The sequence below is a fragment of the Ferrimonas sediminum genome (assembly GCF_900100175.1).
GTDB classification, from domain to species: domain Bacteria; phylum Pseudomonadota; class Gammaproteobacteria; order Enterobacterales; family Shewanellaceae; genus Ferrimonas; species Ferrimonas sediminum.
Window position 1 is genome coordinate 131,006 of sequence record NZ_FNEM01000004.1, and the last position, 23,067, is coordinate 154,072.

General features: G+C 56.6%; 22 protein-coding genes, 1 other RNA gene and 1 pseudogene. 19 read left to right on the forward strand and 5 right to left on the reverse strand.

Going from position 1 to position 23,067, the window contains the following annotated elements; translation table 11 throughout:
* The first annotated feature begins 105 nt into the window (after positions 1 to 105).
* The 4 genes and pseudogenes from recN (at position 106) to BLT77_RS06610 (ending at position 4,719) form a co-directional block, all read left to right on the forward strand.
* On the forward strand, positions 106 to 1,782 hold the full coding sequence (recN, locus tag BLT77_RS06595; RefSeq protein WP_090363798.1) for a DNA repair protein RecN: 1,677 nt from the start codon (positions 106 to 108) through the stop codon (positions 1,780 to 1,782).
* Positions 1,783 to 2,053: 271 nt separating this feature from the next.
* Entirely contained in the window at positions 2,054 to 3,205 is a 1,152-nt protein-coding gene (gene yiaY, locus BLT77_RS06600) for an L-threonine dehydrogenase (protein WP_090363801.1), read from the forward strand.
* 195 nt (positions 3,206 to 3,400) lie between these two features.
* Positions 3,401 to 3,790, forward strand: a pseudogene (locus BLT77_RS06605) (outer membrane protein assembly factor BamE); the annotation flags it as partial.
* 104 nt (positions 3,791 to 3,894) lie between these two features.
* On the forward strand, positions 3,895 to 4,719 hold the full coding sequence (locus BLT77_RS06610; protein ID WP_090363806.1) for a Rossmann-fold NAD(P)-binding domain-containing protein: 825 nt from the start codon (positions 3,895 to 3,897) through the stop codon (positions 4,717 to 4,719).
* Positions 4,720 to 4,768: 49 nt separating this feature from the next.
* Here the strand turns inward: BLT77_RS06610 and BLT77_RS06615 are convergent, their stop codons facing one another.
* Together BLT77_RS06615 and BLT77_RS06620 are read right to left on the reverse strand one after the other, a co-directional pair.
* Positions 4,769 to 5,068, reverse strand: a complete 300-nt coding sequence (locus BLT77_RS06615) for an RnfH family protein (protein ID WP_090363809.1) — start codon at positions 5,066 to 5,068, stop codon at positions 4,769 to 4,771.
* On the reverse strand, positions 5,061 to 5,495 hold the full coding sequence (locus tag BLT77_RS06620; RefSeq protein ID WP_090363811.1) for a type II toxin-antitoxin system RatA family toxin: 435 nt from the start codon (positions 5,493 to 5,495) through the stop codon (positions 5,061 to 5,063). The genes BLT77_RS06615 and BLT77_RS06620 overlap by 8 nt, the downstream gene beginning before the upstream one ends.
* Before the next feature lie 95 nt (positions 5,496 to 5,590).
* On the opposite strand from BLT77_RS06620, the gene smpB reads away from it, so the two are divergent.
* The 9 genes from smpB to BLT77_RS06665 all read left to right on the forward strand — a co-directional run bounded on the left by smpB (position 5,591) and on the right by BLT77_RS06665 (position 17,106).
* Positions 5,591 to 6,079 (forward strand): SsrA-binding protein SmpB, encoded by a 489-nt coding sequence (gene smpB, locus BLT77_RS06625; protein WP_090363813.1) that lies wholly within the window; start codon positions 5,591 to 5,593, stop codon positions 6,077 to 6,079.
* Between the two features lie 66 nt (positions 6,080 to 6,145).
* Positions 6,146 to 6,508, forward strand: a transfer-messenger RNA (tmRNA) gene (gene ssrA / locus BLT77_RS06630).
* A gap of 168 nt (positions 6,509 to 6,676) precedes the next feature.
* Entirely contained in the window at positions 6,677 to 7,906 is a 1,230-nt protein-coding gene (locus BLT77_RS06635; protein ID WP_090363816.1) for an integrase domain-containing protein, read from the forward strand.
* Between the two features lie 15 nt (positions 7,907 to 7,921).
* Positions 7,922 to 8,554, forward strand: coding sequence for a hypothetical protein (locus BLT77_RS06640; protein ID WP_090363819.1), 633 nt, complete (start codon positions 7,922 to 7,924; stop codon positions 8,552 to 8,554).
* 78 nt (positions 8,555 to 8,632) lie between these two features.
* Positions 8,633 to 8,833, forward strand: coding sequence for a helix-turn-helix transcriptional regulator (locus BLT77_RS06645; protein WP_090363822.1), 201 nt, complete (start codon positions 8,633 to 8,635; stop codon positions 8,831 to 8,833).
* Complete coding sequence (locus BLT77_RS06650; protein WP_176819214.1) at positions 8,833 to 10,710, forward strand: AAA family ATPase; 1,878 nt, start codon at positions 8,833 to 8,835, stop codon at positions 10,708 to 10,710. Before BLT77_RS06645 ends, BLT77_RS06650 begins: the two co-directional genes overlap by 1 nt.
* 168 nt (positions 10,711 to 10,878) lie before the next feature.
* A complete protein-coding gene (locus BLT77_RS06655; RefSeq protein ID WP_090363828.1) occupies positions 10,879 to 12,447 on the forward strand; it encodes a class I SAM-dependent DNA methyltransferase in 1,569 nt (522 codons plus the stop codon).
* Positions 12,437 to 13,846 (forward strand): restriction endonuclease subunit S, encoded by a 1,410-nt coding sequence (locus BLT77_RS06660; protein ID WP_090363830.1) that lies wholly within the window; start codon positions 12,437 to 12,439, stop codon positions 13,844 to 13,846. Before BLT77_RS06655 ends, BLT77_RS06660 begins: the two co-directional genes overlap by 11 nt.
* A gap of 20 nt (positions 13,847 to 13,866) precedes the next feature.
* A complete protein-coding gene (locus BLT77_RS06665) occupies positions 13,867 to 17,106 on the forward strand; it encodes a type I restriction endonuclease subunit R (protein ID WP_090363833.1) in 3,240 nt (1,079 codons plus the stop codon).
* 124 nt (positions 17,107 to 17,230) lie between these two features.
* On the opposite strand, the gene BLT77_RS20230 is transcribed toward BLT77_RS06665, so the two are convergent.
* Positions 17,231 to 17,404 carry a hypothetical protein gene (locus BLT77_RS20230; RefSeq protein WP_176819215.1) on the reverse strand — a complete coding sequence of 58 codons (174 nt, stop codon included), beginning with the start codon at positions 17,402 to 17,404 and terminating at the stop codon, positions 17,231 to 17,233.
* The gene (locus BLT77_RS06670; protein WP_143026579.1) at positions 17,401 to 17,685 is read right to left on the reverse strand and encodes a hypothetical protein; all 285 of its coding nucleotides are present in this window, start codon (positions 17,683 to 17,685) and stop codon (positions 17,401 to 17,403) included. Before BLT77_RS06670 ends, BLT77_RS20230 begins: the two co-directional genes overlap by 4 nt.
* Before the next feature lie 597 nt (positions 17,686 to 18,282).
* Between BLT77_RS06670 and BLT77_RS06675 the strand changes: the two genes are divergently transcribed.
* Positions 18,283 to 18,651 carry a hypothetical protein gene (locus BLT77_RS06675; protein ID WP_090363839.1) on the forward strand — a complete coding sequence of 123 codons (369 nt, stop codon included), beginning with the start codon at positions 18,283 to 18,285 and terminating at the stop codon, positions 18,649 to 18,651.
* 153 nt (positions 18,652 to 18,804) lie between these two features.
* Here BLT77_RS06675 and BLT77_RS06680 read toward each other — a convergent pair whose 3' ends face one another.
* The gene (locus tag BLT77_RS06680) at positions 18,805 to 19,164 is read right to left on the reverse strand and encodes an HMA2 domain-containing protein (protein WP_090363841.1); all 360 of its coding nucleotides are present in this window, start codon (positions 19,162 to 19,164) and stop codon (positions 18,805 to 18,807) included.
* A gap of 150 nt (positions 19,165 to 19,314) precedes the next feature.
* Between BLT77_RS06680 and BLT77_RS06685 the strand changes: the two genes are divergently transcribed.
* From BLT77_RS06685 to BLT77_RS06705, 5 genes are read left to right on the forward strand one after another with little or no spacing between them, the layout of a single operon-like run.
* The gene (locus BLT77_RS06685; protein WP_090363844.1) at positions 19,315 to 19,662 is read left to right on the forward strand and encodes an HMA2 domain-containing protein; all 348 of its coding nucleotides are present in this window, start codon (positions 19,315 to 19,317) and stop codon (positions 19,660 to 19,662) included.
* Entirely contained in the window at positions 19,655 to 20,347 is a 693-nt protein-coding gene (locus tag BLT77_RS20235) for a YtxH domain-containing protein (RefSeq protein ID WP_176819216.1), read from the forward strand. Before BLT77_RS06685 ends, BLT77_RS20235 begins: the two co-directional genes overlap by 8 nt.
* The gene (locus BLT77_RS06695) at positions 20,340 to 20,651 is read left to right on the forward strand and encodes a magnetosome protein MamC family protein (protein WP_090363846.1); all 312 of its coding nucleotides are present in this window, start codon (positions 20,340 to 20,342) and stop codon (positions 20,649 to 20,651) included. Before BLT77_RS20235 ends, BLT77_RS06695 begins: the two co-directional genes overlap by 8 nt.
* Positions 20,635 to 20,922 carry a YtxH domain-containing protein gene (locus BLT77_RS06700; RefSeq protein WP_090363849.1) on the forward strand — a complete coding sequence of 96 codons (288 nt, stop codon included), beginning with the start codon at positions 20,635 to 20,637 and terminating at the stop codon, positions 20,920 to 20,922. Before BLT77_RS06695 ends, BLT77_RS06700 begins: the two co-directional genes overlap by 17 nt.
* Positions 20,922 to 22,982 carry a heavy metal translocating P-type ATPase gene (locus tag BLT77_RS06705; RefSeq protein WP_090363852.1) on the forward strand — a complete coding sequence of 687 codons (2,061 nt, stop codon included), beginning with the start codon at positions 20,922 to 20,924 and terminating at the stop codon, positions 22,980 to 22,982. The genes BLT77_RS06700 and BLT77_RS06705 overlap by 1 nt, the downstream gene beginning before the upstream one ends.
* The last annotated feature ends 85 nt before the right edge of the window (positions 22,983 to 23,067 follow it).

Here is a 23,067-nt window from a genome sequence, read left to right on the forward strand (position 1 = left end):
AGAGTTGGGCCGCTGTACAACTTTTTGCCGCTGGTGCTTTACTGAACAGGGAAAATACATATACTGTTGTTCTATACAGTATGTCTATTCATACAGGGCAGAGAGATGCTGACTCAACTTACGGTTTCCAATTTCGCCATTGTTAAGTTCCTGGAACTGGATTTTCACCAGGGCATGACCACCATCACCGGAGAAACCGGTGCCGGTAAATCCATCGCCATTGATGCCCTTGGCCTGTGCCTGGGTGCCCGGGCCGAGGCCGCCATGGTTCGCCCCGGCGCCGGCAAAACAGAGATCAGTGCCTGTTTCGATCTCCGGCTTATCGACGCCGCCCGCCGCTGGCTGGCGGACAACGACCTCGATGACAATGACGAGTGCATTCTGCGCCGCAGCATCAGCAGCGAAGGCCGCTCCAAAGCCTGGATCAACGGCCAGCCGGTGCCCCTGGCCCAGCTCAAGGCACTGGGCCAACTGTTGATCACCATCCACGGCCAACACGCCCACCAGGGACTGCTGCAGAGTCACACCCAGCTGTCACTGCTGGATCAATACGCCGGCCACCGGGCCCTGCTGGAGGGATGCAGCGACGGCTACCGCCGCTGGAAACACCTGGATAACGAGCTGGCACGACTGCAGCAGGAGCAGCAGCAACGCCAGGCCCGCCAGCAGCTGCTGGAGTATCAGGTGCAGGAGCTGGATGAGTTTGCCCTTGAGCCCGGCGAGTTCGAAACCATCGAAACCGAGCACCGTCGTCTGGCCAACTGCACCACCCTGATGGAACAGAGCCAACGAGCGGTGTATCTGCTCAGCGACGGCGATGAGGTCAGCGCCGTCGGCTTGCTGCAGCAGGCCATTGCCGAGGTGGAGTCCCTGGCCGGTGACGATAAGGCGCTGGAGCCGGGTCTGGCACTGTTGCACGAAGGCCTGATCCAGTTGCAGGAGGGCGCCAACGAACTGGCTCACTACCACCAGTCGCTGGAGCTGGATCCACAACGTTTCGACGAGCTGGAGCAGCGCCTCTCAAGGGCGATGACCCTGGCCCGCAAACATCAGGTCAAGGCCACCGAACTGGCGCAGCTGCATCAGAGCCTGGCAGACGAGCTGAAAAGCCTCAGTGCCAGCGAGCAGCGGCTGGATGAGCTGGAGGGGGAGCGGCAGCAGGCCATGGACGCCTACCTGCAAGCGGCCCAACGCCTGAACAAGAGCCGCCAGCGCTACGCCAAAGAGCTCAACAAGTTGGTGACCGCCAACTTGCGCGAACTGGCCCTGCCCCACGCCAAGTTCCAGATCGGGGTGCAGTTCGACGACGGCAGCGTGTCTCCGGCCGGCGGCGACCGCATCCAGTTCCAGGTCTCCACCAACCCGGGCCAGCCGCTGCAGCCTCTTGGCAAAGTGGCCTCCGGCGGTGAGCTGTCACGAATCAGCCTGGCCATTCAGGTGATCACCGCCAAGAAGGTCTCAACCCCAACTCTTATTTTTGACGAAGTGGACGTGGGGATCTCCGGTCCCACCGCCGCCGTGGTCGGTCGAATGTTGCGTACTCTGGGAGACGCCACTCAGGTGTTCTGCGTGACCCATCTGCCTCAGGTCGCCGGCAACGGCCACAACCACATGTTTGTCAGCAAATCCACCAAGGGCAAGGTGACCGAAACTCAGATGGCGGCGCTGTCGAACGGCGACCGCCTGGACGAATTGGCGCGTCTTCTGGGAGGCGACAGCATCACCGAAAACACCCTGGCCAATGCTCGAGAGTTGTTGATGGAGCCTCAACCTCAGACCTGAATGCCACTCGGCGCAACTTTCCGCTGATCGGGCGCATCGCCCGATCACACCCCGCCGCCAAAACCCGACCCAGATCACAGCTTTTGCGCACGTTATTCTGATTTTTGCCACCCAAGTCGCCGATATTACTTCTTTTTTTACATCCGTAGTATTCTCGCCATTTTCTGTAATTTTCACACAGAAATAGGTGCCATATCACACAAAACCTACCTGTTTAACGTTATTTTGGCCCCAGATAGAGATTTTATTTCACTTTGATAGGAGACTGGCCATGTCAGTTGCAAAGTTCTTCATCCCATCAGTCAATACTCTGGGCACCGGCGCGGTAGACTCCGCCGCCGACGATATCGCCGCACTGGGTTTTAAACGCGCTTTGGTCGTAACCGATAAGGTTCTGGTTGAAGTGGGCCTGGTTGCCAAGGTGACTGCCAAGTTGACTGCCAAAGGGGTGGAAACCGTGATTTTTGACGGTACTCAACCTAACCCAACCGTGGGCAACGTTAACGCCGGTCTGGCGCTGCTGAAAGAGCACGACTGTGACTTCGTTATCTCCTTGGGTGGCGGCTCCCCGCACGACTGTGCCAAAGGCATCGCCCTGGTCGCCGCCAACGGTGGCAGCATTGCCGACTACGAAGGCGTGGATAAATCTCCCAAGCCGCAAATGCCTCTGGTGGCCATCAACACCACCGCCGGCACCGCCTCTGAAATGACCCGCTTCTGCATCATTACCGATGAAGAGCGTCACATTAAGATGGCCATCGTCGACAAGAACACCACCCCACTGCTGTCGGTGAACGATCCTGAGCTGATGCTGGACAAGCCTAAGGCGCTGACTGCAGCCACCGGTATGGATGCGCTAACTCACGCCGTGGAAGCCTACGTATCCATCGCCGCCAACCCCATCACCGACGCCTGTGCAGAAAAAGCCTTTACCCTGATCGCCGACAACCTGCGTGATGCGGTAAACAACGGTCAGGACATCGCCGCCCGTGATCAGATGGCCTATGCCCAGTTCCTGGCCGGCATGGCCTTCAACAACGCCAGCCTGGGTTACGTACACGCCATGGCGCACCAACTGGGTGGTTTCTACGACCTGCCACACGGCGTATGTAACGCCATCCTGCTGCCTCACGTACAGGCGTACAACGCTCAGGTTGTGCCAGAGCGTCTGGCCAAGGTGGCCCAGTTTATGGGTGTCGACATCAGCGGCATGACCGACGAGCAAGGCGCCGAAGCGGCTCTGGAAGCGATTCGCACTCTGTCCAAGGACATCGGCATCCCTGCCAACCTGACCGAACTGGGTGTGAAAGAGGAAGACATTCCGACTCTGGCAACCAACGCCCTGAACGACGCCTGTGGCCTGACTAACCCTAAGCAAGCCACACACGAAGAGATCTCTGCCCTGTTTAAAGGCGCACTGTAATCCCACTCCTTCCTCATGAGTGAACCCAAGGGCCGGCTTTGCCGGCCTTTTTTTATCCCTGACCGTCACCGACGAAAGAGCGGCGGGGAACCATAGTGACCTTTACGAGTCTCAGTTTGGTAACATTTTCCCTTTGTGCCACTTCAAGGCTGGGGTATCATCGGGGCTCACGTTTAGGGGACAAAAACAAACAGCATGAAGCAGTTCAAACACTTGTTACTGGCGGCAGTGGCCGCAGTAACCCTCAGCGGATGTTCGGTTTTCGACTGGATGGTGTACAAGATTGACATCCCACAAGGCAACTTCATCGAAGACAATCAGGTTGAAAAACTGCGCATTGAGATGACCCGGGAGCAGGTTGAATTCATTCTTGGCCGACCGGTACTGCGCGACAGCTTTGCCGATGACACCTGGTACTACGTGTACCAGTACAAAAATGGCCGCACCAATGAACTGACCCGCAAAGAGCTTGTGGTCAGATTCCACGACGACAAGGTTACCCAGATCACCGGTGACTACACCCTGTCAGAGCAGTTCAATACGCCACTGCACGATTCGGCGCTCACGCCCCCCGGGGTCACCACACCCTAACGAAAAAGCCGGCATCGCCGGCTCTTTTGATCCCGGCCTTTGCAATCCCGCCCCTGATTAATGAGAATTATTCTCAAAGTCATCAATTAAGGGATCCCATGCCCCCCATCTCCATCATTGGCTGCGGCTGGCTTGGCCTGCCTTTGGCCCGACACTTCGCCGAACTCGGCCACCCGGTACTGGGCAGCACCACCCGCAGCGAAAAACTGCCCCTGCTGCAACAGGCCGGTGTCACCCCCCACCTGCTGAAGTTGACCCCTCACAGCGACCTGGACGGTCATCCCCTGCTCAACGCACGGGTGGCGGTGGTCACCATTCCCCCCTCTAAGGGGGACGGTAAACCTCGGTTCTACCTACACCAGATGGCCCACCTGGCGACCGCCATCGAGGCCTCGGCCATCGAAAAACTGGTGTTCATCAGTGCCACCTCGGTGTACCCGCAAAACAACCGCGAAGTCACCGAAGCGGATGCCGAGCGGATTGAGTCCCCCTTTAGCGACTGCCCCTGGCTGGACATCGAAGCCTGCTTTACCTCGCTCAAGCGTGTCGCCACTACCGTAGTGCGCTTCTCCGGCCTGATTGGCGGTGACTACCAGCCAGGGCGCTACTTTTCCGGACGCGAACTTGGCGGCGCCGATGACCCGGTTAATATGATTCACCGCGATGACTGCATCGGCATCATCAGCGCCATCATCGAACAGGGGGCCTGGGGTGAGGTGTTTAACGCCAGTGCCTGCGAGCACCCCAGCCGGCGGGAGCTGTACAGCCGCTCCTGCGAACTGGCCGGGCTGGCGCCACCGATCTTTATCGCCGATCCGCGCCCCTACCGGCTGGTGAACTGCGACAAGCTAAAACGCCAACTCGGCTACCGCTTCCGCCACCCCAACCCGGTGGACGCTCTGGGACTGAACTGGGCCCCATAACCAAAACAGGCTCCCGAGGGAGCCTGTTATCAATGCAATAAAAGCCAGTCTAGCCCGCCTTGGGGGCCTTCGCCTGTTCGGCGCGGCGTTTGCGCACCTCTTTAGGGTCGGCAATCAACGGCCGGTAGATCTCGATCCGCTCACCGGGTTGAACCGAGTAATCGGCTTTAATCTGACGGCTAAACACTCCCAGCTTGTTCTTGCTCAGATCGATCTCCGGGTGACGGGCCAGCATGCCGCTGTCACGCACCAGTTGCTCAGCGGTGTTGTCCGCATGAGCCTGCACCGAAATCACCGTTGCCCCATCCGGCAGGGCATACACTACATCAACAGAAAACCCTTCAACCACGGTAAACCTCCTTGGCGCGTTCGGAAAACGCCATCACCATATTCTGAGCCAGGTCGTTAAAGATCTTACCAAAGGCTTTTTGCGCGACCGGATTGGCAAACTCAAACGACAGGCTCAACTCCACTTTGCAGGCACTGTCGGTCAGTGCCTTAAAGTTCCAATCACCCTGCAGACTGCTGAAGGGCCCCTCCTTTAACTTCATCGACACCTTTTCATTCTGGGTCAGGCTGTTAATGGTGGTAAAACTCTGAGCGATGCCCGCTTTCTTCACCGCGACAGTCGCTACCATCTGTTCGGCTTCGTGGCTGTGCACTTCGCCGCCGACACACCCGGGAAGAAACTGCGGGTAAGACGCCACGTCGTTGACCAGGTCGTACATCTGCTGCGCACTGAATCGAACCAGTGCGCTGCGGTTTATCTGCGGCATTCACTCAATCTCCCATCAATATTCTGCCGCCATTGTACCAATCCAGCGTCTAAGGTCATACCAAATCTATCTAAGACGGGTATAATGGTGCGCCTATGGCTAAGAAAAATTCAAAGAAATCCAAGCCCACCTCCTCAACCATCGCCCTGAACAAAAAGGCGCGACACGAGTACCACATTGAGGAGAAGATTGAGGCGGGTCTGTCCCTGCAGGGATGGGAAGTTAAATCCCTTCGGATGGGCAAGGTAAACCTGACCGAAGGCTTCATTCAAATTAAAGATGGCGAGGCTTACCTTCACGCCTGCACCATCACGCCACTGAACACCGCATCCACCCATGTGGTGGCGGATCCGCTGCGCCTGCGCAAGCTGCTGCTGAAACGCCGTGAGCTGGATCGGCTCATGGGCCTGGTGGAGCGAAAAGGCTACAGCATGGTTCCGATCGCCCTGTATTGGAAGAAAGCCTGGGTGAAGCTGGAGTTTGGTCTGGGCTTCGGTAAGAAGCAGCACGACAAGCGTGATGACGCCAAACAACGTGACTGGGACCGCGAAAAAGCTCGGGTCATGAAGGGTTCAAACCGCTAACCGCTTAAACCTTGTTCAAGCCGGACTTGGAGCCAGCGTGCTTTCGGTGGTATACTGCAACTTCCTGGGGTCGATTTTGGATTCGACGGGATTCTTGAAACCCAAGGTGCATGCCGAGGTGCGGTTGGCCTCGTAAAAAAGCCGCATTTTAATAGTCGCAAACGACGAAAACTACGCAATCGCCGCCTAAATAGCGGTTAGATCGCCTACCTCCAACCCCCCGCCTATTGGGTGAGGAATCAGGTAGTCAAGCCATATAGGATCGCGTGGCGTCTTCTCCAGTAGACAAAGCGTTAAAACTAATCTGGATCGCCCTAGCAAAGCCTGCCGCTCGGCGCTGCGAAGGGTTAACTAAAAGAGTCGGCTAAGCATGTAGTACCGAGGATGTAGGTTTTTCGGACGGGGGTTCAACTCCCCCCGACTCCACCAAACATCACTACTGGATACTCTCCAGTACACTTATAAGAGGCCGTAGCTCAGTGAGTTACGGCCTTTTTTATTCCCCGTCACTCCCCATGACATTGCCATAGACCTGGTCGAATAGGCATAGAATCTGTAGTATATTTTTTATCCATGGCATATCTACAGGGAACCACTATGGGCCGCAGGACGCTTCCACTTACTGATACCCAGATCCGCCTGGCAAAGCCGACCAAGAAAAATCCGACGCTTTACGATGGCCAGGGGCTGGAGTTAAAGCTCGACACCTCTGGATCCAAGCTGTGGCGTCTGCGCTATCAGCACCCCTTCACCCGCAAGCGCAAATACATCTCACTGGGAGCATACCCAGCGGTGACACTGGCCAACGCTCGGGACAAACGTAGTGAAGCCCAAGCGCTACTGGCCCAGGACATCGACCCACATCAGCACTGGAAAAGTGAGAAGGTTCGTCGGCAGCTGGCACACGCCACCAGTTTGAGAGCAGTAGCCGAACAATGGTTCGAGGTGAAGAAGACCAAAGTCACTGACGATTACGCCACTGACATCTGGTCCTCGCTGGAGCTGCACGTCTTCCCCGAGCTTGGCAGTACTGCCATCGGGGAGATCACTGCCCCCCTATTTATCGACGTCCTGCGCCCCCTGGCCACCAAGGGCACCCTAGAAACCCTGCGTCGCGTCTGCAGCCGCGTCAATCAGATTATGACTTTTGCCACCAACACCGGAGTAATTATTGCCAATCCACTGGCAAAGGTTCAGGAAGCCTTCCCGGCACCGAAAAAACAGCACTTGCCCAGCATCCAGCCGGAGCAGCTACCGGTGGTTCTGGCGCAGATAGCCAACACCCAGGTATCCCTGGCCGTGCGCAACTGCTTCTTCTGGTCGTTACACGCAATTGCCCGACCCGGTGAAGCGGCCAACCTGCAGTGGGATGACATCGACTGGGACAATCAGCTGGTGTGCATTCCCGCCGAACGCATGAAACGCCGACGCCGCCATGTGATACCGCTTACCCCACCAATGATCAAAATCCTGGAGACCATGAAGCCGGTTTCCGGCAAGGACCAGTACGTATTCAAAAGTCCAAACAAGCCCACCGGTCCCATCAACAGCCAGTCCGTCAATGCGGCACTAAAACGGATGGGACTAAAAGACACACTTTGCTCTCATGGCCTGCGCTCCATCGCCTCGACCGCCCTCAATGACCATGGATTCGAACCGGATCTGATCGAAACCGCACTGGCCCACCTGGACAAGAATGAGACCCGCGCCAGCTACAACCGCAGCGAGTACGTCCAACGTCGTCGGGCGATGATGGAGTGGTGGAGTAACTTCATCGTCCAGGCTCAGGTGGATGCCATCACCCAGGAAACTGACACCATCGCATAACCAGGGAGGTTACCAATGACCAAAAAACGCCTTAGCTGGATGGCCTACGGAAATACAGACCTGCAGCCAACCAGTATCAGCCCCGATCTGTGCCAGCATATAGAGCAGCAACTGCTGGCCACCACCGATCTGACCTCAATACCGGATCAGTTCTTCTGCGACCTGGAGCGGGCCATCAACTTTTATCAGGGCCAGGAGGAGATCAACCGCACGGACTCCCCGGCACGAGTCTACGCCGAGCTAAAGGGCGTCACCGCCGCCTCAACGGCACTGCACCAAGCGCTACAGGCGCTGTCTCCAATGGCCCGAGAGTGCATTGATTCTAACGTCTCAGACTACCTTGCCAGATCCACCACGCAGGAGATGCTAACGCGGACGGGTGCCTTTGAGGGGCAAGCAATCGAAGCCGAGAATGCAATCGCACCTTATTGTGCCAGGGGCAAATTACCTAAGTCTGCGCTGCATCAGTTAGCCGTGGATATTGCCAACGGCTTGGAGCAACACCTGGGCATCAAGGCCACCACTACCCGAAACGGCCCGTTTGAGGCTGTACTCGCACTCGTCTTAACTGCTATCGATCAGCGTCGGGCCGAGCCTCACCTATTGGTATGCAAAGCCATCGCTTTGAAAAGGGGCGCTAATTCCTAAGAATCGCCATTATTAGCGAGGACACCCTTTTTTTCAGGACATTTAAGGTGTAGCCAGAACCACAGAGGAGTCTGAGCTATGACCGTTCGCTTTATCAAAATCAAAGATATCGTTAACACCACCAGCCTTTCTGAGTCCAACATCTACGCCCGCATGGCCAGCGGAAACTTTCCCAAGAGCATCAAGCTGGGTCCTAGAACCTCAGTCTGGGTGGAGTCCGAAGTCCAGGCATGGATGGAGCAGCAGATCCCCTCCCGCCCTCAGGAGGAGGAGGTCTAATGCTGAAATTCGCCCATCGCTACCGAGAGCTGGGGTACACCCCCATCAAGCTGGCACAGGAATCAAAAATACCTGCCGGTCCCTGGAAGCACTGCCAGGGCCAAAAAATCACCGAAGAGGAGGTCCAGCAGTTTCAGCCCCACTCCGGCAATCTCGGCATAATCACCGGGCAGCCGTCTGGTTTGTTGGTTGTCGACATCGACCAGGCGACGCCAGAGCTGCAGCAGCAAGCCCGGCAACAGATCGACCAGCTTGTTGGCAGCCCCCTCCCCTGGGGTCTGGCCCCCCTGGTACTCACCTGTAATGGTGGCCTGCACTACTGGTTCCGAAGCCCGATCCCTTCTGGCAACCGTGCTGGAGTCGTCGACAAAGTAGACATTCGTGGCGATGGCGGCTATGTGGTAGCTCCCCCGTCCAGAGTCAGGAATCGCCAGGGAGAGTTAAGCCAATATCGGTGGCAACAGAATCCCAGTGAGGCCACACCTCCAGAGCTGACCGAGGCCCAGGTGCAGAAGCTGTGCAATACCCAGAGGGACTCCCGCTTCAGTGACGACCCGGAAACCGATTACAACCACCCGAATCGACAACTGGTGCGTCAGGGTTGTCCGGAGGCCGTTCCCCCTGATGAGCTTACGCAGCTGTATCTGGAGGTAAGCAGTGCCACAGAGGGCGTACGCAACGACACCCTGAACCGCTGCGCTTTCGAGTGCGGCAAGATCGCCTACCGGGAATGCCTCCTCCTTGAACCCATCACGCAGGAGTTAATCACCGCGGCGACGATGGCCGGACTGCCCCCCTCGGAGATCAGCGCCACTGTGGATCGCGCCTTACAGGACGGTAAGGCGGCAGCCCAGAGGGCCGTTCAGCCATCCGAGCTGCCTGAGCAGGGTTGCTTTCCCTTCACCATCGGCTCACAAGGGTACGACTATCAGGCCAATTACCTGATTAAGGGACACCTTCCCGCCGATAGCTTCGGTTTGATCTACGGTCCCTCCGGGCACTTTAAGAGCTTTATCGCCCTATCCATAGCCTGCCACATTGCCGCAGGGCGGGACTGGAACGGCTATCGCACCCAACAAAGCAAGGTCATTTACATCGCCGGAGAGGGGGGGATTGGTGTCCCCCGCCGCATCAAGGCCTGGGAGGAGTCGGTCAACGATGGCCGCCCCATCCAGGATCTGGCGGTTATTACCCAGCCGGTTTACGTCACCGAACCCCATCAGCTGACCACCCTGGTGGAGACAGTAAAGCAGTTTGGCCAGGACGAGCCGGTGGGACTGATCATCCTCGACACCCTGGCCCGCTGCTTCGCCGGTGCCGACGAAAACAAGACCGCCGACATGAACCAGTTCATTGCCAGGTGCGATGAGCTACGCCGCCTTACCGGGGCAGCAGTGCTTGTTATCCACCACAGTGGTAAAGATGCCGACAAGGGAGCCAGAGGCAGCTCGGCGCTTCGAGCTGCTGCCGATTTTGAGTTCTCCGTGTCCCGGTTGGAAGGCTCCCAGCTGGCCGCCACCCTCACCTGCACCAAGATGAAGGATGACTGCGGGGCAACTCAGCTGGCCTATCCGCTGCGCCCGGTCACCCTGTTCGAGGATAACGATGGCGATCCCGTCACCAGCCTCGTCGTCCTCGATGAGGGTTTCATCGTCGAGGAGAGTGACAGCGAGCCGCAACCCCTGACCCAGAATCAGATGGCCGTCTGGCAGGCTGTACGCTCTCGTCAGGCCAAAGGGGACGGCACTGACCGCAAACTCATCATCGACGACTTGAAGAAACTTGGCATGAAAACCGCCAACTTCAGCCGCTGGCTTGAGGCGCTGGTAGTAAAGGGCAAGCTCCGCATCGACGATAACAGCCTGACCGCCATATGACCCCCACCATTTTTGCTCCTCGGCTCGGTCTCTGTGTAGGCAGGGAAGCGAACCGAGGAGATGAACAAAACTCAACTCCGGATTTAAGAAAAACTAACCACAGACAGTGCTACCGGCACCTGTCAACGTGTTAACATCAGGCGATTTCCTCCATTACGAGAACCGAACATGGCCAAAAAGCCAGCGTCCAAGGCCAGCAAAGGCTTTGAAGAGTCCCTCTGGGACAGCGCCAACAAGCTGCGTGGCAGCGTCGAGTCCGCCGAATACAAGCACGTGGTGCTGAGCCTGATCTTCCTCAAGTTCATCAGCGATAAGTTCGAAGCGCGCAAGCTCCAGGTCGTTGACCAGTACGGCGCAGACTTTGTCGATATGGTCGACTTCTACACCATGGAGAACGTGTTCTACCTGCCGCAAGAGTCGCGCTGGAGCCACATCCTCAAGCACGCCAAGCAGGACAATCTGGCGCTGGTCATCGACACCGCCATGAACACCGTAGAGAAGAACAACAAGGCGCTAGTGGGTGCCCTGCCAGACAACTACTTCTCCCGTTTAGATCTGGACAGCAGCAAGCTGGCGTCCCTCATCGACACCATCAACAACATCGACACCATCGCCAACGATTGCCACCTCAGCGAGCAGGACGTGGTAGGCCGGGTATACGAATACTTCTTGGGTAAGTTTGCCGCCAGTGAGGGCCAGCGCGGCGGTGAGTTCTACACCCCTAAGTGTGTGGTCACCCTGATCGCCGAGATGCTGGAACCCTACAAGGGCAAGATCTATGATCCCTGTTGCGGCTCCGGCGGCATGTTCGTGCAGTCGCTCAAGTTCATTCAGGCACACCAGGGCAACCAGAAAGACGTGGCCATCTACGGCCAGGAGTACGCCAACACCACCCGCAAACTGGCCAAGATGAACCTGGCCATCCGGGGCATTGCCGGTAATCTGGGCGACGTGGCGGGCGATACCTTCTTCAAGGATCAGCACCCGGATCTCAAGGCCGACTACATCATGGCCAACCCGCCTTTCAACCAGAGCAAATGGCGCGCCGATGCCGAGCTGACCGACGATCCCCGCTGGGCCGAATACGAGGTGCCGCCGGTGGGTAACGCCAACTACGGCTGGATCATGCACATGATCTCCAAGCTGAGCACCCAGGGCACCGCCGGTTTCGTGCTGGCCAACGGCTCCATGAGTTCCAACACCAGCGGCGAAGGCACCATCCGTCAGCAGATCATCGAAGACGATTTGGTTGAGTGCATGATCGCACTTCCGGGCCAACTTTTCTACACCACCCAGATTCCTGTGTGTCTGTGGTTCCTGACCAAGGATAAGTCCGCCAACGAAGCCAAGGGCTACCGCAAGCGCACAGGTGAGACCCTGTTTATCGACGCCCGTAACATGGGCAGCATGATCAGCCGCAAGCAAAAAGAGCTGACCACCGATGACATCGCCGAGATCGCCCGTACCTACCACGCCTGGCGCGGCGAAGCCAAAGACGGTGTCTACGAGGACCAGGCCGGTTACTGCAAATCCGCCAGCTTCGATGATATCAAGGCCAATGACTTTGTCCTGACTCCGGGCCGCTATGTCGGTGCCGCCGAGCTGAAAGACGACGGCATCCCCTTTGAAACCAAGATGGCAGAGCTGACCGCCAAGCTGGGTGGTCAGTTTGCAGAGTCCGCCAAGCTGGAAAAGCAGATTAGACAAAGTTTGATGGAGTTGGGTTATGATATTTAACTTACCCAAATCTTGGGCCGCCCTTTCCATTGAAGAGGCAATGGAAGCTATTATCGATTACCGGGGAAAGACGCCGAAAAAGTCAGACAGTGGTATTCCCCTTATTACAGCAAAGATCGTTAAAGGTGGGCGGTTAACACCACCGACTGAATTTATCCCCGAAGAAAATTTCGACGAATGGATGGTGCGAGGCTTGCCACAGGTTGGTGACGTTGTATTAACAACCGAGGCACCTCTTGGAGAGGTGGCTCAGCTTGACAGTGCCAATGTTGCTTTGGCTCAACGAATTGTCACCTTGAGGGGTAACCCCAGTGTTGTTGAAAACGACTACCTAAAGTATCTGTTGCAATCTCACTCAGTTCAGCATCAGCTAGAAGCAAGGGCATCTGGCTCAACAGTCAAGGGAATTAAACAGAGTGAATTACGCAAAGTTATTTTGCCATTACCACCATTAAGTGAGCAACGACATGTTGCTGGCGTCTTAAGAGCACTGGACGACAGAATCAATATTAACACCCAAACCAACCAGACCCTGGAGCAGATGGCGCAGGCGCTGTTTAAGAGCTGGTTTGTGGATTTTGACCCAGTGATCGACAATGCCCTGGCGATAGGCAATCCCATCCCTGAGCCACTGGCCAAACGCGCCGCACTACGTCAGGCATTGTTTGCAGGTGACACTCAAACTCAGCCTCGGCGATTGCCCGAGGCCACCCGCGCCCTGTTCCCCGACAGCTTTGAACAGCACCCCGACCTAGGCTGGATTCCGGCAGGCTGGATGACCATGGAGGCAAACAAAATTGCGGATGTCGCTATCGGCAAGACCCCTCCACGCAAAGAGAGCCAGTGGTTTAGTGAACAAGAGACTGGCAACTACACTTGGATATCCATTAAGGATATGGGGAATTCTGGCCCCTTTATTTTGGACAGCAGCGAATACCTGATACCAGAAGCAGTTGAAACTTTTAACGTGCGGACGATACCGGAAGGGGCAGTTTTATTGAGCTTTAAGCTTACGTTAGGGCGCGTAGGTATGACGACGAAAGTGCTAACCACCAATGAAGCTATTGCCCATTTTGTAAACTATGAGCAAGGTTTGAATAAAGAATATCTGTACTGCTATTTGAAGCAATTTAATTATGGCAGTCTCGGAAGTACTTCCTCGATCGCAACCGCTGTCAACTCGAAAATTATCAAAAGTATGCCTGTACTTGTGCCCGATAACGGATTGGCAGATATTTTTTGCTCACAAACAAAAATCTGGTTCGAAATGTTACTTCTTAACTCGAAAGAAATAGAAACACTTTCCCGGATGAGAGATACCCTTCTACCTAAACTTCTTTCCGGTAACTTGCAACCGCCGGAAGTCGAGGCTCATATAGAAGAAGCGCTGGAACACTAAACAATACGGACAGGACGACCATGAAGAAGTTTGACGAAGCCCAACTGGAAAACGCCATTATCGCTCTGCTGGGTGAGCAGGGCTATCCCCATACCCTGGGTGCGGAGATTGCTCGGCGATCTGACAGCGTGCTGTTGGAGGAAGATCTGCGTACCTTCCTGGCCAAACGCTACGGTGATGCCGGTATCACCCAGAGCGAAATTCAGTCGGTCATTCGTCAGCTTCAGTCCCTCCCTGCCAGTGACCTGTACGACAGCAACAAGATATTCTGTCACTGGCTGTCCGACGGCTTCCTGCTGAAACGGGACGACCCCAAGCAAAAGGATCTGCACATTCAGTTGCTGGATTACACCGGACTGGAGCAACTGGGCGCCAAAGTGGGTGAGTCGTTGGCAAAAGTGGCAGGACTTACCTCCAGTGATAATGCAGACACCAACATCTACCGGCTGGTCAACCAACTGGAAATTGAGGGCAAGGAGACCACCCGCATCCCTGACGGCATTCTGTATGTCAACGGCCTGCCTCTGGTGGTATTCGAGTTCAAGAGCGCCATCCGTGAAAATGACGCCACCATCTACGATGCCTGGAAGCAGCTGACCGTCCGCTACCGCCGAGACATTCCGCAGCTGTTTGTGTTCAATGCCCTATGCGTCATCAGCGACGGCGTCAACAACAAGATGGGCAGCCTGTTTGCCCCCTACGAGTTTTTTTACGCCTGGCGCAAGATCACCGGTGACGAGTCGGTAGAGAAAGACGGCATCAACTCCCTGCACACCATGCTGAACGGCCTGTTTGATAAGGCCAGGTTGAGACTGGTGATGCGGGACTTCATCTTCTTCCCCGATGTCTCCAACAAGGAAGAAAAGATCGTCTGCCGCTACCCCCAGTTCTACGCGGTGAACAAGCTGTACCACAGCATCAAGGCGGCCCAGCGCCGGCCTGACGGCACTGGCGGCGACGGTAAGGGCGGCACCTACTTCGGGGCCACCGGCTGCGGCAAAAGCTTTACCATGCAGTTTCTGTCACGGCGGCTGATGAAAAGCCTGGAGTTTGAAAGCCCGACCATTGTACTGATCACCGACCGCACCGATCTGGACGACCAACTTTCGAGGCAGTTCACCAACGCCAAGGGCTACGTGGGCGATAATGTCATCGAAACCGTTACCAGCCGTGCCCACCTGCGAGAACTGCTGAAAGGGCGCAAGAGCGGCGGCGTGTTCCTGACCACCATCCACAAATTCACCGAAGACACCGAGCTGCTGACCGAGCGCAGTAATGTTATCTGCATCTCTGACGAAGCCCACCGCTCCCAGGTCAATCTGGATCAGAAACTGGTGATCACCGACAAGGGGGTCCGCAAGACCTATGGCTTTGCCCATTACCTGCATCAGTCACTGCCCAATGCCACCTACGTCGGCTTTACCGGTACGCCCATTGACGCCACTTTGGATGTGTTCGGCCAGGTGGTGGACAGCTACACCATGAGCGAGTCGGTCAACGATGAGATCACCGTGCGCATTGTCTACGAAGGCCGCGCCGCCAAGGTGATACTCGATGACGCCAAGCTGCAGGAGATCGACAAGTACTATCAGGACTGCGCCGACGCGGGCAGCAATGAACACCAGATCGAAGAGAGCAAGAAAGCGATGGCCTCCATGGGGTCGATTCTCGGCGACCCCGACCGCATTCAAGCCCTGGCCAAAGACTTCGTGGCCCACTACGAGCAGCGGCTGTCGGAAGGCTCCACCATCAAGGGTAAGGCGATGTTTGTCTCCAGTAGCCGCGAGATTGCCTGGCAGCTGTATCAGGAGCTACGGGAGCTGCGACCGGATTGGTTTACCGTGTTGGACTGCGAAGCGGGCAGCAGCCTGACCGAGCAGGAGCGTAAGAGCGTCAAGCCAATGGAACGGGTCAAGATGGTAATGACCCGTGGCAAGGACGACGAAAAGGCGCTGTACGATCTGCTGGGCACCAAGGAATACCGCAAAGAGCTGGATCGCCAATTCAAGAACGATAAGTCCAACTTTAAGATCGCCATTGTGGTGGACATGTGGCTGACAGGTTTCGACGTACCGTTCCTGGACAGCATCTACATCGACAAGCCGGTGCAACAGCACAACCTGATCCAGACCATTTCGCGGGTGAACCGCAAATTTGAGGGTAAGGACAAAGGCTTGGTGGTGGACTACATCGGCATCAAGCGACAGATGAACCAGGCGCTGGCCAAGTTCTCCAAAGCCGACGAGTCCAACTTCGAGGACATTCAGGCGTCGGTGGTGGTGGTGAAAGATCACCTGAGCCTATTGGGCAAGCTGATGCACAAGTTCGACGCCAGCGACTATTTCAGCGGAAAACCTGTGCCACAACTCAACTGCCTCAACCGGGCGGCGGAGTTTGTGCTGAGTGTAGGCAAGCTGGAAAAGCGGTTCATGGCGCTGGTAAAACGCCTCAAGGCCGCCTACGACGTCTGCTGTGGCAGTGACAAACTCAGCCAGAGTGAGCGCGACCAGATCCATTTCTACCTGGCGGTTCGTTCCATCATTTTCAAGCTGACCAAAGGCGAAGCACCTGATACGGCACAGATGAACGCCAAAGTCAGGGAGATGATTGCCGAAGCGATCCGTGCCGACGGGGTGGAGGAGATCTTCAACCTTGGCGAAGACGGGGCCGAAAAGATCGACATCTTCGATGAGGACTATCTGGCCCGGCTGGACAAGATTAAACTGCCCAACACCAAGATCGAGCTGCTGAAAAAGATGCTGGCCAAAGCGCTGGGCGAGTTTAAGAAAACCAACCAGCACCAGGCCATTGAGTTTGCCAAAAAGTTCCGCTCACTGGTGGATCTGTACAACGAACGCAAAGAGGAAGACGCCTTCACCGTCGAGGTGCATCAGGAGGCCGTAGACAGCTTCCTGAGCCTGATGGCCGACCTCAAGCAGGAGATGGGGTCGTTCAAAGATCTGGGTATCACCATCGAAGAGAAAGCGTTCTACGACATTCTCAAAGCGGTAGCGGTGAAGTACCAGTTCAGCTATGACGAAGTCCGACTGCTGAAGCTGGCAACCAAGGTAAAAGCGGTGGTGGACGATAAAGCCAAGTATCCGGACTGGAACAACCGCGAAGACATCAAGTCGGCGCTGAAGGTCGAGCTGATCATGCTGCTGTCCAAAAATGGGTATCCGCCGGTAGCCATTGATGATGTCTACCACGACGTGTTCGAGCAGGCGGAGAACTTCAAGACGCACCATCACTACGCCTGACACCGTAAATTGCCCGTATTTTTTTGCCTCGGTAAAAAATGGGCCTCGTTACGAGACCATATTTAATACCCAGGGGGGGGGGGATGCCCGTTTGCAGCCCCTCCCCCTAGGCATGGATAAATGCCTACACGGCCTCCTCCGGTGAAGAGGGTACTTCCGAAAAATCCTCTCGCCTCGGAATCGGCCCGTAGACTTCCGTCATCAGATAGCTGATGTGGTCCAACGCTTTGGTCAAATCATCGTCAGTCTGATCCAACTTCTTTTCCAATCGTTCCATACGAACCTCCAGACGTTTCATGATTGCTCCTTCAATTTCGCTTCCAGTTGCCCCAACCGACCTTCCAGCTCTACCACTTCACGTATACGCTGCACTGACATCAGTCCCTCAATCAGGGAACGACCTACATCTGCCGGCAATTCACCCTGAGCAATGGCCTGCATCACCGACTGGGCACCGGCCAGAGGGTCCTGTGCGTTATAACTGAAAGGGGTCGGAGGGTAGGCAGATTTGGTTGGAACAGCGACATAACGGGCAGCCAGAGACAGCGCTGTGGTATCGCCTTCAACGATCTTTCGCATTAGAGTTCGATATACCAGCTGAACGTCGTCGTCAGTAAACAACCTGGCCAGCTGACGGCCCCGATCTTTATACCCACGTTTTGCCTTGGCAGCGGTATTTCCTGCACAAAAGCGTCCATTGCTGTCCCTGGCCATCTAACCACCTATACTGGAGCTGGAGATTGTGAATAAATTTGGATGCCACTTTTTTTCTTTTGGCATTTAATTTGGCATATGGCAATAAATAACAAGAACCAAGCAGTATAATTATTAAGCATTTAGCTGCATTATTCAACTCCCCCCGACTCCACCAAACATCTGAAAAAGCCCACCGCAAGGTGGGCTTTTTTTTGCCTGCTTCACTGCCACCCGGCTGCCTTGATACCGAAACCGCCCCATACCCATCCAGGCCTCCGTCACCTTGGGCTGCTGAATCCCCCGCTCCCTCAAAGCTCCCTGACAAGCCGAAAGCCACCAGCGCAATGAGGCCTCACTGTCATTGCGAGGCTGCCGACTCAATGCATCGAAAAATTCATCGCGCCCAGGGGCTGTCTAAGATGGAAAGTCGGCCGAAAAAACGCAATAATGGATGCAAATGATAACCATTAGCGAAATCAGATGTCGTCATCGCTGAAGAAGTTAAAGAAGCTGGCCAAATCGGGCCGCGCTGTCGCGCCTAAGGCGTCGCGCATTCTGCCGCGCCCCTCGTCGGCGGTACGCAGCGAATTACTGTCCATTACCCAGGATGCCGGGCTGTCTGCGGCCCGGGAGTTGATGGGGCCACTGAATCCGCTGCTGTCTTGGTTCAATGAGGGGGCCAACCTCACCTTTCGGCCAATGGCTGCGAACACGCCAGTACCTCAGCCAGGTGCCGCCACCAATAACCTTTCCCTGGCACGGCTACCACTGAAGTCTCCACCCTGTAAACGCTGTCCGGCCAGGATGGGCGGCATCTGCAACTGCGCCCGCAAAAAATTCGCACTGTAATCAAATAAAGAAACAAACAGAAAAGAAAATACGCTGCCGAGCCCCTAACGGCATCAACCTGGGGCAGGGAACAACAAGAGACAGGCATCTGAGAAACCAACCCGAACGGGGTAAATGGTTCGAGGTAGCGTGGTCAGCGAGGAGATGAGGTGCTCAGGCAAACGCCAGTGCGCGCACCACGGTCGGGCCAATAGCACGTTTTAGCGCCATCATCGCCACCCCTTTCACCAGCGTCTTGGAACCGTTCTTCACCGCATTTTCCACAAAGGCGCTGCGCTGCTGACTGCGCAACCAACCGTGGCTCTCGACGGTTTCCAGCAGTGAGTCGGCATCGATCTCATTATGATCAAACACGATGGCCACCGAGCCGGCATAACGCTTGTGAGTTACCCCCAATACCGCATCAATCTCATTAAGCTGCTCAATCAACTCGGCCACCTGCTCAGGATGATTAAGAATGAACTCGGACCGAACCCGCAGTCGACGCTCTGTCTTGTGAATGTAGGTACTCATAACAACACCATGAATGAGATTGATTATCAATTATACTAGCTTGTTTCTTACAGGAAAACAACGGAAATTCTTTGATCCAAAACAGGTTTTTGGATGCTTTTTCGTGTGAGAATCCGCCTTATTCTTCCTGCCACTAGTTAACTGAAATTTATGACCGAATGGACTTCTGAAGTCTTGAAACTGAGACAGTGGGTGCACGTCGCCCACCACATCCCCGGGCGCATAAGACTGAAGTTCAATTCCACGCTGATCACCCAGATGGCGCGGTTTAAAGCCGAAAAAGCGATGGAGCAGGCTACCCAGTTTCCGCCGCTGAAACGCTACCAATTGAACACCAGCAGCAACAGTCTGATCCTGGAATACGACCACGGCGTGATTCAGCCGGATCTGTTGGACCAGCTGTTCAGCCCCTGCGAACAGCAAGCCAGCAACGCCTGCACCACGCTCATCACTACCCTAACCCCAATTTATCAAGCCGGAGTCAATCACAATGAGTAACAAGGACGAGCAAAACATGGCGTACCCTCCCTACGGTTACCCCCATATGCATCCTCACTATCAGCATCCGGCCATGTATCCATACCCGCCGCACATGCACCAGCCGATGTACCCGCATATGCAGCAGCAGATGCCGCCCCAGATGCAGCAGATGCACCAACAGATGCACCAGCAGCAAATGCCCCATGGTCACCACCCCCACTATGCCCAGCCGCCGCACCCGGGCCAGCAGCCTGAGTCAGGCTTCGACCCGCTGATGGCACAAGGCCAGCAGATGCTGGAAGGGCTGATGGGTGACCAGGCCGGTGTGTTCAAAGACCTGATGCACAAGCTGGGCGTCGACGATAAAGAGTTCTGGAAAGGGGCGATGATCGGTGCCGCAGCGGCGCTGATCCTCAGTAACGACAACGTCCGTGGCAACCTGATGAACCTGGTCAGCGGTGCTGGCGACATGCTCAAGACCGGTACCGACAAGGTCAAGCAAACCGCAACCCAGACGGCGTCCAATGTCAGCGACAATGTCTCCATGACCAGCGATGTGTTTAAAGACACCTTCGCCGCCGGCAAGGCCGGATTCAAGGAGTCGGTAGAGCGTCATCGTCATCCCGAGGCTACCGAGGCACCACAAGCCGCCGCGCCACAGGCCGACGCCCCGGTAACCGAAGCGGGCAGCCCCAATGAGTAATGGCTCCAACCAGTTGAGCCCGGCCAGCCGCACCATGATCGCCAGCGCCCTGCTGGGGGGCACGGCATCGGCGGTATCACAGTGGTCCCAGTACCAGAGTGGCGAACTGGCGGTGAACGACATGACCACCAAGGTACTCAAGGATGCGGCCAAAGCCGGCCTGGCCGGTGGCGTGGCCACCGCCGTCGCCGGACAGATGGCCGGCAGACCGGTGCTGTCTCTGGCCACGGTGCTGTGCGCCGGTGCCGCCAGTCTCTACCTAATTGACGAATTAATGGAAAATCGCAATGAACAAAACACCTAATCCCTACTACTACCCCTACGCTCAGCAGCCGGTGGCGCCACAGCCCGCGCCCTACCAGAGCCAGAACTCCCGCACCCACCTGCTCACCGGCCTGGTTGCCGGTGCCGCCGTGGCCTACCTGCTGTCAAACAAGAAAGTACAGCAGGGCGTGGCTAACACCGGCACCAAGGTGTGGTCAACGGTTCGCGGTGAGGTGGAGGAGCTCAAGGAGCGTCTGGAAGACACCCAAGCCGAACTGGAGTACTACCGCAACCTGCATAAGGAAGACTGATGACTCACGTTGTGGTCAAACACCACATTCCCGGACGCGTCCGCTTCAGACTGGGGGCAGCCCAGCCGTTAGACGGCCTGTCTGAGTGGCTGCGACTGGGGTTGTTGTCGGTGCAGGGCGTGCAGTCGGTCCGGGTCAACGAAGCGGCCCAGTCACTGGTGGTCAGCTACGACGCCGACCTGATTCAATACCAGCAGATCAGCGAAAGGCTGCAACAGCTGGACTGGCAACAGGCGGTTGCGGGCGACAGTGAGCACCAGTTTACCCGGGGCGACATCGCGCTCAATACCCTGGGGCTGCTGGCCGCCTGCTTCATCCCCAAAGGCTACGCCGCCGCCTCGACTCTCACTCTGATCACGCCGACACTTGGCGAAGGGCTCGAGCAGCTCAAGGACAAAAAGCTCGGGGTCGAAGTGCTGGACGCCATCGCCATCGGCCTGTCGGCCTGGCGCGGCGACTACAAGACCGCCATGCTAACCCAGACCCTGCTGTCCACCGGCGAGTACATGGAGCAGGAGACCAGCCGCAACAGCGACAACCTGCTGGCGGAGCTGATGCAGCCAAAGCACAGCACCGTATGGGTGGCCCGTGATGGCCAGGAGCAGCAGATCAGTTCTGAAGAGTTGGTGCTCGGCGACGAGGTGTTACTGGGTCCCGGTGACATGGTGCCCGCCGACGGTCACATTGTCGACGGCACCGCCCTGGTGAATCAGGCCAGTCTCACCGGCGAGTCGGTGCCGGTACGCCGGGAAGACGGCGCCTACCTCTATTCCGGAACCGCCATCCACGACGGCAAAGTCAGGATGCGTATCGATAAGGTCGGCAGTGAAACCACCACCGCCCAGATCGCTGCCATCATCGCCCAGTCCCTGGGAGAGAAGAGTCAAACTCAGCTGGCAACCCAGGAGATGGCCGAACGGCGGGTGAAGATCACCCTGGCCATCGGTACGGCGGTGTTTGCCATGACCCGGGATCTGGAGCGGCTGGCATCGGTATTCCTGGTGGATTACTCCTGCGCCCTGAAGCTGTCCACACCGGTCACCTTCAAGTCGATGATGTACCGGGCTGCCAAACAGGGGCTGCTGCTCAAGGGCGGCCGCGCCATGGAGAACCTGGCCCAGGTCGACACCTGCGTGTTCGATAAGACCGGCACCCTGACCTATGGCGATCTGGAAGTGACCGACGTCATCTGCCTGCGTGAGCAGGAGAACGCCAAGGAGTTGCTGGCCATGGCCGCCTCGGTGGAGGAGCACTGCAACCACCCGCTGGCGCAGGCCATTGTCAACGCCGCCAAGCACCACGCCCTGCCCCATATCGAACATGGCGAAGTGGATTACGTCATCGCCCATGGACTAAAAAGCTTCATCAACGAGCACCCGTTGGTGATTGGTAGCCGCCATTACCTGGAAGCCCACGAAGGGGTCGACTTCTCCAGCCTGGAGCAGACCATCTCCCGGCTGGAGTCAGAAGGTAAGCACCTGCTGTTCATGGCCAATGAACATCAGCCCATTGGGGTTATCGGCCTGCGGGATACCCTACGCGAAGAGGTGCAGCAAACACTGCAACAACTGCGCGACAGTGGTATTCGTAATCTGGTTCTGCTTACCGGTGACACCGCCTCCAAGGCTCGTCAGCTCACCGAGGAGCTGGGCTTTGACCTGTACTTCGCCGAAGCCACCCCGGACAGCAAAGCCGAGGTGGTGGACACGCTGCAACAGCAGGGACACAAGGTGTTGTTTGTCGGCGACGGCGTCAACGACGCGCCGGCACTGTCTCAGGCCGACGTCGGCCTGGCCATGGCCACCGGAACCGATCTGGCCCACCTGGCGGCCGACGTTGTCCTGCTGCAGGACAACTTGCAGGGCATCGCCCAGGCCCGTCAACTGGCACAGGAAGCGATGACGCTGATCAACAGCAACATCCGCCTGACCGAAGTGGTCAACAGTGGCATTATGCTGGCGGCAGCCATGGGGTGGCTCAACCCGGCCGCCAGTGCTCTGCTGCACAACGGTACCACCCTGGCTGTACTGACCCGGGCCATGGCCGCCCGCAACGGCTAACCCGGCTTCACCACCCCACAAGCGGCGCTGCGGCGCCGCTTTTTTTATGCCCGTCCCCCACTAGCACCGGCGCAGAAAAATTGTG

What these genes read in the sequence shown, in the direction of transcription:
- BLT77_RS06635 (WP_090363816.1), top strand. Translation starts at nt 6,677, where the DNA reads ATGGGCCGCAGGACGCTTCCACTTACTGATACCCAGATCCGCCTGGCA.
- BLT77_RS06660 (WP_090363830.1), top strand. Translation starts at nt 12,437, where the DNA reads ATGATATTTAACTTACCCAAATCTTGGGCCGCCCTTTCCATTGAAGAG.
- BLT77_RS06650 (WP_176819214.1), top strand. Translation starts at nt 8,833, where the DNA reads ATGCTGAAATTCGCCCATCGCTACCGAGAGCTGGGGTACACCCCCATC.
- BLT77_RS06655 (WP_090363828.1), top strand. Translation starts at nt 10,879, where the DNA reads ATGGCCAAAAAGCCAGCGTCCAAGGCCAGCAAAGGCTTTGAAGAGTCC.
- BLT77_RS06620 (WP_090363811.1), bottom strand. Translation starts at nt 5,495, where the DNA reads ATGCCGCAGATAAACCGCAGCGCACTGGTTCGATTCAGTGCGCAGCAG.
- BLT77_RS06640 (WP_090363819.1), top strand. Translation starts at nt 7,922, where the DNA reads ATGACCAAAAAACGCCTTAGCTGGATGGCCTACGGAAATACAGACCTG.
- smpB (WP_090363813.1), top strand. Translation starts at nt 5,591, where the DNA reads ATGGCTAAGAAAAATTCAAAGAAATCCAAGCCCACCTCCTCAACCATC.
- yiaY (WP_090363801.1), top strand. Translation starts at nt 2,054, where the DNA reads ATGTCAGTTGCAAAGTTCTTCATCCCATCAGTCAATACTCTGGGCACC.
- BLT77_RS06670 (WP_143026579.1), bottom strand. Translation starts at nt 17,685, where the DNA reads ATGCGAAAGATCGTTGAAGGCGATACCACAGCGCTGTCTCTGGCTGCC.
- BLT77_RS06685 (WP_090363844.1), top strand. Translation starts at nt 19,315, where the DNA reads ATGACCGAATGGACTTCTGAAGTCTTGAAACTGAGACAGTGGGTGCAC.
- BLT77_RS20235 (WP_176819216.1), top strand. Translation starts at nt 19,655, where the DNA reads ATGAGTAACAAGGACGAGCAAAACATGGCGTACCCTCCCTACGGTTAC.
- BLT77_RS06695 (WP_090363846.1), top strand. Translation starts at nt 20,340, where the DNA reads ATGAGTAATGGCTCCAACCAGTTGAGCCCGGCCAGCCGCACCATGATC.
- BLT77_RS06680 (WP_090363841.1), bottom strand. Translation starts at nt 19,164, where the DNA reads ATGAGTACCTACATTCACAAGACAGAGCGTCGACTGCGGGTTCGGTCC.
- BLT77_RS06675 (WP_090363839.1), top strand. Translation starts at nt 18,283, where the DNA reads ATGTCGTCATCGCTGAAGAAGTTAAAGAAGCTGGCCAAATCGGGCCGC.
- BLT77_RS06645 (WP_090363822.1), top strand. Translation starts at nt 8,633, where the DNA reads ATGACCGTTCGCTTTATCAAAATCAAAGATATCGTTAACACCACCAGC.
- BLT77_RS06700 (WP_090363849.1), top strand. Translation starts at nt 20,635, where the DNA reads ATGAACAAAACACCTAATCCCTACTACTACCCCTACGCTCAGCAGCCG.
- BLT77_RS06610 (WP_090363806.1), top strand. Translation starts at nt 3,895, where the DNA reads ATGCCCCCCATCTCCATCATTGGCTGCGGCTGGCTTGGCCTGCCTTTG.
- recN (WP_090363798.1), top strand. Translation starts at nt 106, where the DNA reads ATGCTGACTCAACTTACGGTTTCCAATTTCGCCATTGTTAAGTTCCTG.
- BLT77_RS06665 (WP_090363833.1), top strand. Translation starts at nt 13,867, where the DNA reads ATGAAGAAGTTTGACGAAGCCCAACTGGAAAACGCCATTATCGCTCTG.
- BLT77_RS06705 (WP_090363852.1), top strand. Translation starts at nt 20,922, where the DNA reads ATGACTCACGTTGTGGTCAAACACCACATTCCCGGACGCGTCCGCTTC.
- BLT77_RS20230 (WP_176819215.1), bottom strand. Translation starts at nt 17,404, where the DNA reads ATGAAACGTCTGGAGGTTCGTATGGAACGATTGGAAAAGAAGTTGGAT.